Origin of the sequence: Mycobacterium sp. TKK-01-0059, from assembly GCF_000709305.1 — a bacterium.
Classification (GTDB): Bacteria; Actinomycetota; Actinomycetes; order Mycobacteriales; family Mycobacteriaceae; genus Mycobacterium; species Mycobacterium intracellulare.
Window position 1 is genome coordinate 1198115 of record NZ_KL446993.1, and the last position, 14492, is coordinate 1212606.

At 66.6% G+C, this 14492-nt stretch carries 14 protein-coding genes; 6 read left to right on the plus strand and 8 right to left on the minus strand.

What is annotated here, in order from left to right; all coding sequences use genetic code 11:
* Positions 1-2 precede the first annotated feature (2 nt).
* Genes lpdA through K883_RS05980 form a run of 5 tightly spaced genes read right to left on the minus strand, consistent with a single transcriptional unit; the run spans position 3 to position 4371 of the window.
* Complete coding sequence (gene lpdA, locus K883_RS05960; protein WP_036454021.1) at positions 3-1400, minus strand: dihydrolipoyl dehydrogenase; 1398 nt, start codon at positions 1398-1400, stop codon at positions 3-5.
* A 49-nt stretch (positions 1401-1449) separates the two neighbouring features.
* Complete coding sequence (locus tag K883_RS05965) at positions 1450-2022, minus strand: hypothetical protein (protein ID WP_036454022.1); 573 nt, start codon at positions 2020-2022, stop codon at positions 1450-1452.
* On the minus strand, positions 2015-2293 hold the full coding sequence (locus K883_RS05970; protein ID WP_026071173.1) for a putative holin: 279 nt from the start codon (positions 2291-2293) through the stop codon (positions 2015-2017). Before K883_RS05970 ends, K883_RS05965 begins: the two co-directional genes overlap by 8 nt.
* A gap of 19 nt (positions 2294-2312) precedes the next feature.
* Positions 2313-2819, minus strand: a complete 507-nt coding sequence (locus tag K883_RS05975; RefSeq protein WP_051701172.1) for a DUF779 domain-containing protein — start codon at positions 2817-2819, stop codon at positions 2313-2315.
* Positions 2820-2847: 28 nt separating this feature from the next.
* Complete coding sequence (locus K883_RS05980; RefSeq protein WP_008261276.1) at positions 2848-4371, minus strand: acetaldehyde dehydrogenase ExaC; 1524 nt, start codon at positions 4369-4371, stop codon at positions 2848-2850.
* 65 nt (positions 4372-4436) lie between these two features.
* Here K883_RS05980 and K883_RS05985 point away from each other — a divergent pair, with 65 nt between their 5' ends.
* The 6 genes from K883_RS05985 to nrdF all read left to right on the plus strand — a co-directional run bounded on the left by K883_RS05985 (position 4437) and on the right by nrdF (position 10196).
* On the plus strand, positions 4437-6563 hold the full coding sequence (locus K883_RS05985; protein WP_036454026.1) for a prolyl oligopeptidase family serine peptidase: 2127 nt from the start codon (positions 4437-4439) through the stop codon (positions 6561-6563).
* A gap of 10 nt (positions 6564-6573) precedes the next feature.
* Positions 6574-6885, plus strand: a complete 312-nt coding sequence (locus tag K883_RS05990) for a hypothetical protein (RefSeq protein ID WP_008261279.1) — start codon at positions 6574-6576, stop codon at positions 6883-6885.
* Positions 6886-6892: 7 nt separating this feature from the next.
* Positions 6893-7804, plus strand: a complete 912-nt coding sequence (locus K883_RS05995; protein ID WP_036454027.1) for a crotonase/enoyl-CoA hydratase family protein — start codon at positions 6893-6895, stop codon at positions 7802-7804.
* 79 nt (positions 7805-7883) lie between these two features.
* A complete protein-coding gene (locus K883_RS06000) occupies positions 7884-8336 on the plus strand; it encodes a DUF5078 domain-containing protein (RefSeq protein WP_008261284.1) in 453 nt (150 codons plus the stop codon).
* A 247-nt stretch (positions 8337-8583) separates the two neighbouring features.
* On the plus strand, positions 8584-9231 hold the full coding sequence (locus K883_RS06005) for a superoxide dismutase (protein WP_008261287.1): 648 nt from the start codon (positions 8584-8586) through the stop codon (positions 9229-9231).
* Complete coding sequence (gene nrdF / locus K883_RS06010; RefSeq protein ID WP_008261290.1) at positions 9228-10196, plus strand: class 1b ribonucleoside-diphosphate reductase subunit beta; 969 nt, start codon at positions 9228-9230, stop codon at positions 10194-10196. Before K883_RS06005 ends, nrdF begins: the two co-directional genes overlap by 4 nt.
* A 33-nt stretch (positions 10197-10229) precedes the next feature.
* On the opposite strand, the gene K883_RS06015 is transcribed toward nrdF, so the two are convergent.
* From K883_RS06015 to K883_RS06025, 3 genes are all read right to left on the minus strand, one after another.
* On the minus strand, positions 10230-13160 hold the full coding sequence (locus K883_RS06015) for an MMPL/RND family transporter (RefSeq protein WP_009953516.1): 2931 nt from the start codon (positions 13158-13160) through the stop codon (positions 10230-10232).
* Positions 13157-13705, minus strand: a complete 549-nt coding sequence (locus K883_RS06020; RefSeq protein WP_008261293.1) for an MmpS family transport accessory protein — start codon at positions 13703-13705, stop codon at positions 13157-13159. The genes K883_RS06015 and K883_RS06020 overlap by 4 nt, the downstream gene beginning before the upstream one ends.
* Positions 13706-13782: 77 nt before the next feature.
* Entirely contained in the window at positions 13783-14469 is a 687-nt protein-coding gene (locus K883_RS06025; protein ID WP_085976859.1) for a TetR/AcrR family transcriptional regulator, read from the minus strand.
* Positions 14470-14492: the final 23 nt, after the last annotated feature.

A 14492-nucleotide genomic window follows, 5' to 3' on the forward strand; every position in this document is an offset into this window, starting at 1 on the left:
GCTCAGAAATTGATCATGTGTCCGGTCAGGCCGTGGAAGCATTCCTGCAGCGCCTCGGACATGGTCGGGTGGGTGTGCACGTTGCGGGCCAGCTCGGTGGCGGTCAGATCCCACTTCTGCGCCAGCGTCAGCTCCGGGAGCAACTCCGAGACATCGTGCCCCACCAGGTGACCGCCCAGCAGCTCACCGTATTTCGAGTCGGCGATCAGCTTGACGAACCCGCTCGGGTCGCCGACACCGTGGGCCTTGCCGTTCGCGGTGAACGGGAATTTCGCCACCACCACGTCGTGGCCTTCCTCGCGGGCCTGCTCCTCGGTGAGGCCGAAGCTGGCCACCTGAGGCTGGCAGAAGGTCGCGCGCGGCATCATCCGGTAGTCACCGAGCGCCAAAGTCTCTGCGCCGGCGATGGTTTCGGCCGCCACGACGCCCTGGGCCTCGGCGACGTGGGCGAGCTGCAGCTTCCCGGTGACATCGCCGATGGCGTAGATGTGCTCGATGTTGGTGCGCATGTAGTCGGTGATGCCGATGGCCTTGCGGTCGGTCAGCGCGACCCCGGCGGCCTCGAGGCCGTAGCCCTCGACGTTGGGCGCAAAACCGATGGCCTGCAACACCTTCGCGGCCTTGAGCTCCTGGGTGTTGCCGTCCTTGCTGACGGCCACGGTCACCTCGGCACCGTTGTCGGAGATCGACTCGACCTTGGTGCCGGTGAGGATTTTGACGCCCAGCTTCTTGAACTGCCTCTCGACCTCCTTGGACACCTCGGCGTCCTCGTTGGGCAGCGCGCGCGCCAAGAACTCCACGACGGTCACGTCGACCCCGTAGTTGCGCAGCACGTAGCCGAACTCCATGCCGATCGCTCCGCAACCGGCGATGATGATCGACTCAGGCAGCTCGCGGGACAGGATCAGTTCCTCGTAGGTGACCACGTTGGCGGACAGCGAGGTGCCCGGAACCAGCCGGGTGCTGCTGCCGGTGGCGATGATGGCGTTGTCGAACGTGACCGTCTCGGTCCCGCCGTCGTTGAGTTCGACCGAGATGGTGTTCGCGTCGGTGAACCGGCCGTAGCCGTGGATCTCGGTGATCTTGTTCTTCTTCATCAGGAAGTGCACGCCCGCGACGCGGCCCTCTGCCACCTTGCGGCTGCGGTCGAAGGCGACGCCGTAGTCGAAGGTCGCCTCTCCGGTGATGCCAAAGGTCTTGGCCTCTTTGGTGAAGATGTGCGCGAGTTCGGCGTTGCGCAGCAGCGCCTTGGACGGAATGCAGCCGACATTGAGGCAAACCCCGCCCCAGTACTTCGGCTCGACGACCGCGGTGGAAAGGCCGAGTTGTGCGGCGCGAATGGCCGCGACATATCCGCCGGGGCCGGCCCCGAGGACGACGACGTCATAGTGAGAAGTCACGTGCCCACCCTAGTGGGCCATGCCCCCTGGTGGCCGCCCGGGCGAGGCGTCAATAGGGAATGACGCCGACCAGGCAGTGGCCCACTCGCTCGCAGTAGTAATAGCCGTACAGGGGTGCCGCGCCGGCCACGGCGGCGAACGGCCCGGACATCAGCGCCACCGACAGCGCGGAAACCAGCGGCCTGCCGTGCACCATCGCGAGCATCACGCCGCCGACCACGCACACCGCCACGTAGACCAGCACCGCGAACAGCGCCGGGGTCTTGTCGATCGAGTCGTACCACCACGAGAACAAACCCAGCCCGACCACGGCCGCGGCGGCCCACACGCCCAGGAGCACCAGGGCCAACTTCCACCACTTGACGTAGAAGTAGCGACCGGGGACGGTGACCGACTGCACCGGGACGGCGGATCCGGTGGCGACCTCCGGTTCGGGCTCGCCGGCTTTGGGCTCGGTGGCCGCCGGCCGCTCGCCGGTGTCCGCGATCTCGGAGTCGGAGTCGTCGTCGAAATCGGGGACCCAGGACTGGGTCCCGGTGTCCTCGGTCTCGCGTTCATCGTCGGAGAAGTCCGGCACGAAGGCCTCGGTCCCGGGGCTCGCGGCGTCCTTGTCGTCAGGCACCGGCGGTCACCCGCAACGCGACGAGCACACCGAACCAGCCCGGCGCCGCCGCCAGGATGAACGCGCCCAGCGCGGTGACCCAGCGGCGCCCGGAGAACAGGATCATCGTCAGCCCGACGACGCTGGGGATGCCGACCACCGACGCGATCGCGATGTCCGGGCGGACGCTGGCGTGGACCACGACGGTGTACGCCACGCACGCCAGGGCCCCGACCGCGCTTCCGATCAGCATGGCGCCGGCCAGTAACCAGGGACGGGGCAGGGGAATCACTTTCTCGACTGTACTGCGGTCACCGAGGCGCAGGGCAGGTCTGCGCGCCCGCGTCGGCCACCACCGGACCGCGTGTCGCGGGCCGTTCACCCCGCTCGTAACCGGCGCCCGTGATGACCGGCGCGCCGGCCAAGGACGCTTGCTCTTCGGCGGTGAAGACGCGGCCGCGGGACAGGAACCGGACGCCGTCGGGCGCCTCCAGGCTGAACCCGCCGCCGCGGCCGGGCACCACGTCGATCACCAACTGGGTGTGCTTGTCGCGATAGTGGGCCGCATACTGCGGGCCCGAAATCCACACCGGCACCCCGTCGGGTCCGACGTCAAGCACGCCGAGCAGGACGTCGCGATCGCCGACGAGGAAGTCGCCGAGCGGGTAGCACATCGGCGACGAGCCGTCGCAGCAGCCGCCGGACTGGTGGAACATCACCGGGCCGTGCGCCGCCTGCAGCCGCGCCAGCACCTCGGCGGCCGGGGCGGTGATGGCCACTCCGGCGGGCGCGAGACCCTTGGCGCCGCTCCTCCTCATCGCTTCGCTCTGCATGGTCGCCGGCGCGTCAGAAGAACCCTTGCGCCTTCTCGGAGTAGGACACCAGCATGTTCTTGGTCTGCTGATAGTGGTCCAGCATCATCTTGTGGTTCTCCCGGCCGATGCCGGACTGCTTGTAGCCGCCGAACGCCGCGTGGGCGGGATAGACGTGGTAGCAGTTCACCCACACCCGGCCGGCCTGGATGTCGCGCCCGGCCCGGTAGGCGGTGTTGCCGTCGCGGCTCCACACCCCCGCCCCCAGGCCGTAGAGGGTGTCGTTGGCGATCGACATGGCGTCGTCGTAATCGGAGAACGACGTCACCGCCACCACCGGCCCGAAGATCTCCTCCTGGAAGACCCGCATCGAGTTGTCGCCGCCCAGGATGGTGGGCTGCATATAGAAGCCGCCGGACAGGTCGCCGCCGAGCTCGGCGCGTTCGCCGCCGGTGATCACCTTGGCGCCCTCGTCCTTGCCGATTTCGATGTAGGACAACACCTTTTCCAGCTGGTCGTTGGACGCCTGCGACCCCAGCATGGTCTCGGAGTCCAGCGGGTCGCCCTGCCGGACCGCCTTGGTGCGGATCGCGGCCAGCTCCAGGAACTCGTCGTAGATGTCGGCCTGGACCAGGCTGCGCGACGGGCAGGTGCACACCTCGCCCTGGTTGAGGGCGAACATCGTGAAGCCCTCCAGCGCCTTGTCCTGATAGTCGTCGGCCTTGGCCATCACGTCGGAGAAGAAGATGTTGGGGCTCTTGCCCCCGAGCTCGAGGGTGACCGGGATCAGGTTCTGCGACGCGTACTGCATGATCAGTCGCCCCGTGGTGGTCTCGCCGGTGAACGCGATCTTGGCGATCCGATTGCTCGATGCCAGCGGCTTACCGGCCTCGGCGCCGAACCCACTGACGACGTTGATCACCCCGGGCGGCAGCAGATCGCCGATCAGCGACATCAGGTAGAGCACCGAAACCGGCGTCTGCTCAGCGGGTTTGAGCACCACCGCGTTGCCGGCGGCCAACGCGGGCGCCAGCTTCCAGGCGCCCATCAGGATGGGGAAGTTCCACGGGATGATCTGCCCGACCACGCCGAGCGGCTCGTGGAAGTGGTAGGCGACGGTGTCGTCGTCGATCTGGCTCAGCGAGCCCTCCTGGGCGCGCAGCGCCGCGGCGAAGTACCGGAAGTGGTCGGCCGCCAAGGGGATGTCGGCGGCCAGCGCCTCGCGGATCGGCTTGCCGTTGTCCCAGACCTCGGCCACCGCCAGCGCGGCGGTGTGTTCGTCGATGCGGTCGGCGATCTTGTTCAGGATCGCGGCGCGCTCGGCCGGCGCCGTCTTACCCCACGCCGGCGCGGCCGCGTGGGCGGCGTCGAGCGCCTTGTCGACGTCGGCCTCATCCGAACGGGCCACCTCGCAGAACGTCTGGCCGGTGACCGGTGTCGGGTTCTCGAAGTAGCGCCCCCGCGCCGGCGGAACCCACTGCCCCCCGATGAAGTTCTCGTAGCGAGACTCATACGACATCAACGCCCCGGCGGCACCTGGACGTGCGAAAACGGTCACTGCTCTCACTCCTCGTTCGGCTGTGTAATACACCTCACAGTACCGCCGTGGCCACAATGGCTTCCATGGCTTCCAACGCTTCCACGACGCCGCACGCGCGCACCGACCCTCAGGACAGCGAAGACCCCTACCTCTGGCTCGAGGACGTCACCGGCGACGAGGCGCTGGATTGGGTGCGGGCGCGCAACGAGCCGACGCTGGCGCGCTTCCGCGACACCGATTTCGAGCGGATGCGCACCGAGGCGCTCGAGGTGCTCGACACCGACGCCCGCATCCCCTACGTGGTACGCCGCGGCGAATACCTCTACAACTTCTGGCGTGACGCGGCCAACCCCCGCGGGCTGTGGCGGCGCACCACGCTGGACAGCTACCGCACCGATACCCCCGAGTGGGACGTGCTGATCGACGTCGACGAACTGGGCCGGGCCGACGGCGAGAAATGGGTGTGGGCCGGCGCCGCCGTCATCTACCCCGAGTACACCCGCGCGCTGGTCAGCCTCTCCCGCGGCGGCTCGGACGCCTCGATCGTGCGCGAATTCGACATGCTGACAAGGGAATTCGTCACCGACGGATTCGAGCTGCCGGAAGCCAAGTCGCAGGTCAGCTGGGAAGACCCCGACACCGTCCTGGTCGGCACCGACTTCGGGCCCGACACGCTCACCGACTCGGGCTACCCGCGGGTGGTCAAGCGGTGGCGCCGGGGCACACCCCTGGCCGAGGCCGAGACCGTCTTCGAGGGCGCCCGTTCCGACGTGAACGTGGCGGCCAGCGCCAGCCGGATCCTTGGGTACGAGCGCACCCTGATCGGGCGGGCGCTGGACTTCTGGAACGAAGAACTCTACGAGCTGCGCGGCCCGGAGCTCATCCGCATCGACACCCCCACCGACGCCAGCGTGAGCCTGCACCGCGAATGGCTGCTGGTCGAGCTGCGCAGCGATTGGTTCTTCGGCGACACCACCTATGGCGCCGGGTCGCTGCTGGCCGCCGACTACGAGGAATTCCTCGCCGGCACAGCGCAATTGCAGGTGGTCTTCGAGCCCGACGACCACACGGCGCTCAACCACTACGCGTGGACCCGCGACCGGCTGGTGATCGTCTCGCTGGTGGACGTGGCCAGTCGCGTCGAGATCGTCACGCCGTCACGGCCATCGGGTGACGACCCGCTGCGCCCGGCTCCGCCGCGCTTGCGATCGTCACGGGCATCCTGGCGCCGCGAACCCGTGGCCGGGATCCCGGCCGCCACCAACACCGTCGTCGTCTCCGCCGACGACACCGGCGACGAGTTCTTCCTGGATTCCAGTGGATTCGACACACCGTCCCGGCTGATGCGGGGCACCGACGACGGGGCCCTCGAACAGCTCAAGTCCGCCCCGGCGTTCTTCGATGCCGAAAACATCTCGGTGACACAGAACTTCGTGAAGTCGAAGGACGGCACGCCGATCCCCTACTTCGTGGTGCGGCCCGCCGGCCCGGCGTCCGACGGACCGGCGCCCACCCTGCTCTACGGCTACGGCGGATTCGAATCATCGAACACGCCCGGTTACAGCGGCGTGCTGGGGCGGCTGTGGCTGGCCCGCGGCGGCACGTACGTGTTGGCCAACATCCGCGGCGGCGGCGAATACGGCCCCGCGTGGCACACGCAGGCGATACGTGAGGGCCGGCACAAGGTCGCCGAGGACTTCGCCGCCGTGGCAACCGATTTGGTGGACCGCGGTATCACACGCGTCGAGCAGCTCGGCGCGCAGGGTGGCAGCAACGGCGGTCTGCTGATGGGCATCATGCTGACCCAGTACCCGGAGAAATTCGGCGCACTGGTGTGCAGCGTGCCGCTGCTGGACATGAAGCGCTACCACCTGCTGCTGGCCGGCGCGTCGTGGGTGGCCGAGTACGGTGACCCTGACAACCCCGACGATTGGGAATTCATCGCCGAATACTCGCCCTACCAAAACATTTCGGCGACGCGCCGGTACCCGCCGGTGCTGATGACCACGTCCACCCGCGACGACCGGGTGCATCCGGGGCACGCCCGCAAGATGACCGCGGCCCTCGAGGCCGCCGGCCACCCGGTGTTCTACTACGAGAACATCGAGGGCGGCCACGCCGGTGCGGCCGACAACGAGCAGGTCGCCTTCAAGTCGGCGCTGACCTACTCGTTCCTATGGCAGATGCTGGGCGGGCGCACGCAGTCATAGGATCGACGACGTGTCAGCGGCGCAGCGCATCGAACTCACCCTGTTGGCGACCGGGCTGATCTTCATCCTGGCGTCGGCGGCCCAGGCACGGTACCGCTTCATCAACGACCGCCGCGCGGGCCGGCGGTTCTACTGGGCGACCGCGATCATCGGCATCGCCTGCTTCGCGGTGGGGACGGGCCAGCTGTGGCCCAACGGGGTCGTCGTGGCCGCGATCTTTTCGGCCATCGTCGCCTTCTCGGCCTACCTCACCACGCCATATCTGAAGATCGCCGGGCGGATCTACGCCTCGTCACCGGAAAACCGGCAGCCCGACCCCTAAGGACGCCATGCCAAGCAGCGACTTCCAGACCGTGCTCTACCGCACGGCCGGCCCGGTGGCCACCATCACGCTGAACCGGCCCGAGCAGCTGAACACGATCGTGCCGCCCATGCCCGACGAGATCGAGGCCGCGGTCGGCCTGGCCGAGCGCGACCCGGCCGTCAAGGTCATCGTGCTGCGCGGGGCGGGCCGGGCGTTCTCCGGCGGCTACGACTTCGGCGGCGGTTTCCAGCACTGGGGCGAGTCCATGATGAGCGACGGGAAGTGGGATCCCGGCAAGGACTTCGCGATGGTCAGCGCCCGCGAGACCGGGCCGACGCAAAAGTTCATGGCCATCTGGCGGGCGTCCAAACCGGTGATCGCCCAGGTGCACGGCTGGTGCGTGGGCGGGGCCAGCGACTACGCGCTGTGCGCCGATCTCGTCATCGCCAGCGAGGACGCCGTGATCGGCACCCCCTACAGCAGGATGTGGGGCGCGTACCTGACCGGGATGTGGCTCTACCGGTTGAGCCTGGCCAAGGTGAAGTGGCACTCGCTGACCGGGCGTCCCCTGACCGGCGTGCAGGCCGCGGAGATCGAGCTGATCAACGAGGCGGTGCCCTTCGAGCGCCTCGAAGCGCGGGTGGCCGAGATCGCGGCCGAACTGGCGCAGATCCCCTTGTCGCAGTTGCAGGCGCAAAAGCTGATCGTCAACCAGGCCTACGAGAACATGGGCCTGGCCTCCACCCAGACGCTGGGCGGCATCCTCGACGGCCTGATGCGCAATACGCCCGACGCCCTGGGCTTCATCAAGATCGCGGAGGACGAGGGCGTGCGCGCCGCCGTCGAGCGCCGCGACGGCCCATTCGGGGACTATAGCCAGGCCCCGCCGGAGCTGCGGCCGGACCCGTCACACGTCATCGCCCCTGATCGGGACTGATACTGAGACAGGCTAGAGATCCCCTGGCAGTCAGCTGGGAAATATCCGCGTCCGGCCAAAAAGTGCTACCGTAACTGCTATGTCTCGGCTGAGTACCGGCCTGCGTGCAGGCGCTGTGTTCCTTGCTCTGGGTGTTACCGCTGCGATCTTCCCGTCGACCGCGGTAGCCGACTCCACGGAGGACTTCCCGATCCCCCGCCGGATGATCAACACCACATGTGATGCTGAGCAGATCCTGGCGGCAACCCGGGACACCAGCCCGGTGTACTACCAGCGCTACATGATCGACTTCAACAACCACCCCAACGTGAACCAGGCCGCCATCGACAAGGCCCACTGGTTCTATGCGTTGTCGCCGGCCGACCGCCGGAACTACTCCGAGAACTTCTATGCGCCACAGGCCGATCCGCTGTGGTTGGCCTGGCCCAACCACATGAAGATCTTCTGGAACAACAAGGGCGTGGTCGCCAAGGCCACCGACATCTGCAACACCTACCCGCCCGGCGACATGTCGGTGTGGAACTGGTCGTAATCCTCACGGCATAAGCGGTATTCACCCACCCAGCGCCCAGGAATCTCCTCCTGGGCGCTGAGTTTTTTGGTGTGCCCTGCTGCCGTTTCACCACTGAAAGGTACGGCCCGCACCGGAGAACCGGTGCGGGCCGCGTGGCTGTCGGTACACCCACCGACACGAATTACGGTACCTCGGAACAAATTATTTGGCTACCCGAAATCTCGCGGTATGTTCGGACGACAGCCCACACCGACGAGGGAGAGCCATGCCCCACTACGTCCTGCCCGACCTGACCTATGACTACGGTGCGCTCGAGCCCGCGATCAGCGGCGAGATCATGCAGCTGCACCACGACGCGCATCACGCCGCCTACGTCAAGGGCGCCAACTCGACCGTCGACCAGCTCGCCGAGGCGCGTGCCGAGCGCAACCTCGCCCACTTGCCGGGCCTGGAGCGGACGCTGGCGTTTCACCTCGCCGGCCATGCCTTGCACTCGATCTTTTGGACGAATCTCTCGCCGGAGGCCGCCGAAAGGCCCGAGGGGGAACTGGCCGCCGCCATCGACGAGTTCTTCGGCGGATTCGAGGCGTTCCGCGCCGAGATGACCGGGGCCACCTCCAGCGTGCAGGGTTCGGGGTGGGGTGCGCTGGCGTGGGACCCGATCGGGCGTCGTCTGGTCGTGCACCAGATTCACGATCACCACGTCAGCGTGGCGATCACCAGCACTCCGCTGCTGGTGTTCGACGCCTGGGAGCACGCGTTCTACCTGCAGTACCGCAACGTCAAGGCCGACTACGTCGACAGGCTGTGGTCCATCGTGAATTGGGCCGACGTCGCCGTCCGCTTCGAGGCCGCTCGCCGCGGCGACCTGTCCGGGCTACACAGCAGCGACGAGATCGGCGGCGCGCGATGAGCATCCGATCGGTGGATCGAATGCGGGCGGTCAACTGGAATCGCCTGCCCGACCCCAAGGACGCGCAGGTATGGGATCGGCTGACGGGCAACTTCTGGCTGCCGGAGAAGGTGCCGCTGTCCAACGACTCGGCGTCATGGCAGACGCTGACCGCGCAGGAGCAGCAGACGACCGTGCGAGTGTTCACCGGGCTCACGTTGCTCGATACGACGCAGGCCACCGTCGGCGCGGTGTCGATGATCGCCGATGCGGTCACGCCCCACGAGGAGGCGGTGCTGACCAACATCGCGTTCATGGAATCGGTCCACGCCAAGAGCTACAGTTCGATCTTTTCGACGCTGTGCTCCACCCGCCAGATCGACGACGCCTTCGACTGGTCCGAGCGCAATCCGCACCTGCAGCGCAAGGCTCAGATCGTCGTCGACTATTACCGCGGGGACGACGCCCTCAAACGCAAGGCGGCGTCGGTCATGCTGGAATCGTTTCTGTTCTACTCCGGTTTCTACCTGCCGATGTACTGGTCCTCGCGCGGCAAGCTCACCAACACCGCCGACATCATCCGGCTAATCATCCGCGACGAAGCCGTGCACGGCTTCTACATCGGCTACAAGTGTCAGTGCGGACTCGCCGAGCTTTCGGAATCAGAGCGGTCCGGCCACCGCGAGTACACCTACGAGCTGCTGAATGCGTTGTACACCAACGAGATTGATTATGCCCACGATCTGTACGACGGCCTGGGCTGGACCGACGACGTACTGCCCTACATGCGGTTCAACGCGAACCGGGCCCTGGCCAACCTCGGGTACGAGCCGATGTTCGGGCCCTCGGACTGCCGGGTGAACCCAGCGGTGCTCTCGGCGCTCGATCCCGGCGCCGGCGAGAACCATGACTTCTTCTCCGGGTCGGGCAGCTCCTATGTCATCGGCTCCCACCAGGCCACCGAGGACGCGGACTGGGACTTCTGACCACCCGCAGCGGGCTGCTCACGCTTTGTAGGATCAGCGCGGCTGTACCAATCCGCCCGGCGGGTGCTCCTCGACGTCGTTGAGGATCAGCTCGCGCACCGCGGGACGCGGTCCGTACGGTCGCAGCATGGTGCTGGCCGGCCGTGGCCGCACGTGCTGCGGCCACCAGAACCAGCGCCCGAGCAAGGTGGCCAGCGACGGTGTCATGAACGACCGCACGATCAAGGTGTCGAACAGCAGACCCAGCGCGATCGTCGTACCCACCTGGGCCATCACCAGCAGCGGGCTGAACATGAACGTGGCCATCGTCGCGGCGAACACCAGACCGGCGGAGGTGACCACCGAGCCCGAACCGGCCATCGCGCGGATCGTCCCGGTCTTGAGCCCGGCGTGGATTTCCTCTTTGAACCGCGATATCAGCAGCAGGTTGTAGTCCGAGCCGACCGCCAGCAGCAGGATGACCGCCATCGCCAGCACCATCCAGTGCAACTTCAAACCCAGGATGTACTGCCATAAGAGCACGGAGAGTCCGAACGAGGCGCCCAGCGACAGCAACACCGTGCCGACGATCACGACGGCCGCCACGACGCTTCGGGTGATCACCAGCATGATGACGAAAATCAAAGTGGCCGCGGCGATTCCGGCGATGATCAGGTCGATGTCGGAGCCGTCGTGCATGTCCTTGTACGTCGCCGCGGTGCCGCCGAGGTAGACCTTGGCGCCCTCCCAGGGGGTGCCCTTGATCGCCTCGTGCACGGCCTGCTTGATCGGCTCGATGTGGTTGATGCCTTCGGGGGTCGCCGGGTCGCCTTCGTGGGAGATGATCAGCCGGACGGCGTGCCCGTTCGGCGATATGAACTGCTTGAGACCCCGCGCGAAATCCGGGCTCTTGAACGCCTCCGGCGGAAGGTAGAACGTGTCGTCGTTCTTCGCCTTGTCGAAGGCATCGCCCTGCGCGGTGGCGTTGTCGGCCTGCGCTTTCGCCTGTTCGTTAAGTCCCTGTGTGATCGCGTAATTCGACATGATGGTGTCGAGGTTGCGCTGCTGGCTCTCGATCTGCGGGGGGATCAGCGCCACCAGCTTGGGCTGGATCCGATCCAGCTTGTCCAGGTTCGCGCTCAGGTTCACGATGTTCTCGGCCACCTGGTCGATGCCGTCGAGCGCGTTGAAGACCGACCGGAGTGCCCAGCAGGCCGGGATGTCGTAGCAGTGCTTCTCCCAGTAGAAGTAGCTGCGGATCGGCCGGAGGAAGTCGTCGAAGTTGGCGATGTCGTCGCGCAACCTCTCGGTGATCTGCACGGTTTCCTTGGTGAGCCTGGTGGTTTCGTGCGTGGTGTTGCTCAGATCCTGGGTCACCTGCATCTGCTCGTGCAGCGTTGCCATCGTCTTGTGCAGCTCGTCGGCCTGCTTGAGCAGATTGTTCGCCTGCTCCTCTTGGTAGTGCTGGGTCTGGATCCGCCCCGCGGCTTGCGCGCCCATCTGAAACCCGAGGGTGCTGTGGTCGAGCGGCGTGCCCAACGGCCGGGTGATGGTCTGCACCCGGCCGATACCCGGGATGTGGAACACCGCCTTGGCGACCTTGTCCAAGACCAGGAAGTCGGCCGGGTTACGCAGGTCGTGATCGGTCTCGATCATCAACAGCTCGGGATTGAGCCGAGCCTGGTCGAAGTGCCGATCCGCGGCGGCATAACCGACATTGGCCGGGGTGTCCGCCGGCAGGAAGTGGCGGTTGTCGTAGTCCGTCTTGTAACCGGGCAGGGCGAGCAGACCGACCAACGCGACCGCGATGGTCACCGCGAGAACGGGTGCGGGCCAGCGGACCACCGCGGTGCCCATGCGACGCCAGCCCCGGGTCTGCAGCTTGCGCTTCGGGTCCATGAGCTTGAAGAACGACGCCACCGTCAACACCGCCGGGCCCAGCGTCAACGCCGCTAGAACCGCCACCAGCATGCCGACCGCGCACGGCACGCCCAGCGTCTGGAAGTACGGCAGCCGGCAGAAGCTCAGGCAGTACATCGCGCCGGCGATGGTCAATCCCGACCCGAGCACGACATGCGCGGTGCTGTGGAACATGGTGTAGAACGCTTTTTCGCGCGATTCGCCCAGACCACGGGCCTCGTGGTAGCGGCCGACCACGAAGATCGCGTAGTCGGTCCCGGCAGCGATCGCCATCAGCACCAGCATGTTGTTGGCGAAGGTGGAAAGCCCGATGATCCCGTAGTTTCCCAGGACCGCGACGACGCCACGGGCCGCCGCCAGTTCGATGAACACCATGACGAGCATGATCAGCATGGTGATCGCCGACCGATAGACGAACAGCAGCATCAAGATGATCACCAAGAACGTGACGAGCGTGACCTTCGCTACGCCCTTCTCACCCGCGTGGGATTGATCGGCGAACAGCGGACCCGCGCCGGTGACGTATGCCTTGATTCCCGGCGGCGCGGGTACCGAGTCCACGATCTTGCGGACGGCCGCGGCGGACTCGTTCGCCAGGCCGCCGCCCATGTTGCCGGCGAGGTAAACCTGGACGTACGCGGCCTTTTGGTCGTGGCTCTGGGAACCCGCCGCCGTGAGCGGATCGCTCCAGAAATCCTGGACGTGCTGGACGTGTTTCTTGTCTTGCTCGACGCGCCTGACGATCTCGTCGTAGTAGCGGTGCGCTTCGGCCCCGAGTGGCTTGTCGCCCTCCAGCAGGATCATGGCCGAGTTGTCGGAGTTGAACTCTTTGAACGTCGACCCGACCTTCATCATCGACTGGAAGGACGCCGCGTCGGTCGGACTCATCGACACCGAGTGGGTTTTGGCGACGACCTCCAGCTGCGGGGCCACGGTGTTGGTGACGAACACGATGCCCAACCACACCAGGACGATCGGCAGGGCCAGCTTGTGGATCATCCGCGGCAGGAACGGCGGGATCAGCGGCTGATCGACGCGCGGCGGAACCTCGCCCGGCTCGCTCATGCGGACTTGTCCAGGCAATAGACGAAGGCGTTCACGGTTTGGTTGGGATCCGAGCGATTCGGCGTCTTGATGACGTCACCGCTTCCGTCGTGCTTGTTCACCACGAACTGGCAGGCGATCCAACTGCCGTCGCCTTGCGCCACCAGGTTTGCCGGGATGCCGGGCTTCGTTGAACTCAATACTTTGCTCCAGGGCAAGGGCACGTTGAGGGCCTGCTGCGGATGGGAGTTTTCGTCGAGGTAGTTGATGGTCGCCGTGCTGCCCGGCGGGCCCCAGACCTGGAGCGTGATCGTCTTGGCGTTGAACTCGTCGAGGACCTCTCCCGAGGTGCCACCACCGAACGAACCGCGGTGAACGCCGAAGACGCCGTGCAACCGGTACACGACGAAACCCGACAGCGCGACGACAGCCGCGATCGTGAGCACCAGCCAGAAACGCCCCAAAACCCCCTTTTTCTTGGCGCGCTGCGGAGCGGCCTTTTCGCCCTCCCCGCCGGCGGAGCCCTGCTGCTGCAGCGGCTCGGTCCTTGGCTCAGTCGTCGTCATGGGCGCTCCAAGTCCCTTCCCGTGTTCACCGGTTGAAGATCGCCAAGCCACAGCGTTACCGGCCTCCCTCCCTGAGTTCATGCGGCTTCCGCGATGAGCCCGATGCACGTGGCAGTCAGCAGGCGCGTCAGCGCGGTCGCGAAGTCCAGATTCCACTCCGGCGGAGCCACTTCCGGCTCCTCGGCGTAGACGTCAGTGAGATCCGCCGGCGGGTTCGCGACCTGCCACAGGGTGGCCGCCAGCGAGTACGCGGCCAGCAGGATGTCGAGCGACCCCGACCGCCCGAGCTCGGGCAGCGCCCTCTCGATGGCATCGGCGAGCGAGCGCGTGGCGGCGGTGCTGATGCGCCTGACCTCGATGACCCGCTCCGCGTCCACCTCGTGCTCCAGGTGCAGGTGCAGGTTGGCCAGCAGGTCGCAGAACAGCGGATCGTCGGCCAGCGCCTCGGCCAGCGTCCCGGCGATGCGCGACGGCGATTTGGCGCCGGGCTCGGCCAGCTTGTCCGACACGGTGTTCGACCACCGCACCCACCCCTCGGCGGACAGGCGCAGCAGCACTTCCTTGTGCGAGGTGAAGTAGCGGCGCACCGCCGAATAGTGAATTCCGGCGCGGCTCGCCACCGCGGTCAGGGTGACCGACGCGACGCCCGTCTCCATCGCCAGCGAGCGTGCGGCTTCCACGAGGGCCTCCGCACGTTGGCGCTTCTTTTCCTCGGTGCGGGCACGCTGGAATGTCAGTTGCGCCACCGGAAGAGCGTAACGCACGTCGTGTGATTTGTATAACGCAC

Excerpts from the sequence above, each read along its gene's own strand:
- K883_RS05975 (WP_051701172.1), bottom strand. The coding sequence starts at position 2,819 with ATGAGGAGGAGCGGCGCCAAGGGTCTCGCGCCCGCCGGAGTGGCCATC.
- K883_RS05985 (WP_036454026.1), top strand. The coding sequence starts at position 4,437 with ATGGCTTCCAACGCTTCCACGACGCCGCACGCGCGCACCGACCCTCAG.
- K883_RS05995 (WP_036454027.1), top strand. The coding sequence starts at position 6,893 with ATGCCAAGCAGCGACTTCCAGACCGTGCTCTACCGCACGGCCGGCCCG.
- K883_RS06000 (WP_008261284.1), top strand. The coding sequence starts at position 7,884 with ATGTCTCGGCTGAGTACCGGCCTGCGTGCAGGCGCTGTGTTCCTTGCT.
- K883_RS06005 (WP_008261287.1), top strand. The coding sequence starts at position 8,584 with ATGCCCCACTACGTCCTGCCCGACCTGACCTATGACTACGGTGCGCTC.
- nrdF (WP_008261290.1), top strand. The coding sequence starts at position 9,228 with ATGAGCATCCGATCGGTGGATCGAATGCGGGCGGTCAACTGGAATCGC.
- K883_RS06015 (WP_009953516.1), bottom strand. The coding sequence starts at position 13,160 with ATGAGCGAGCCGGGCGAGGTTCCGCCGCGCGTCGATCAGCCGCTGATC.
- K883_RS06020 (WP_008261293.1), bottom strand. The coding sequence starts at position 13,705 with ATGACGACGACTGAGCCAAGGACCGAGCCGCTGCAGCAGCAGGGCTCC.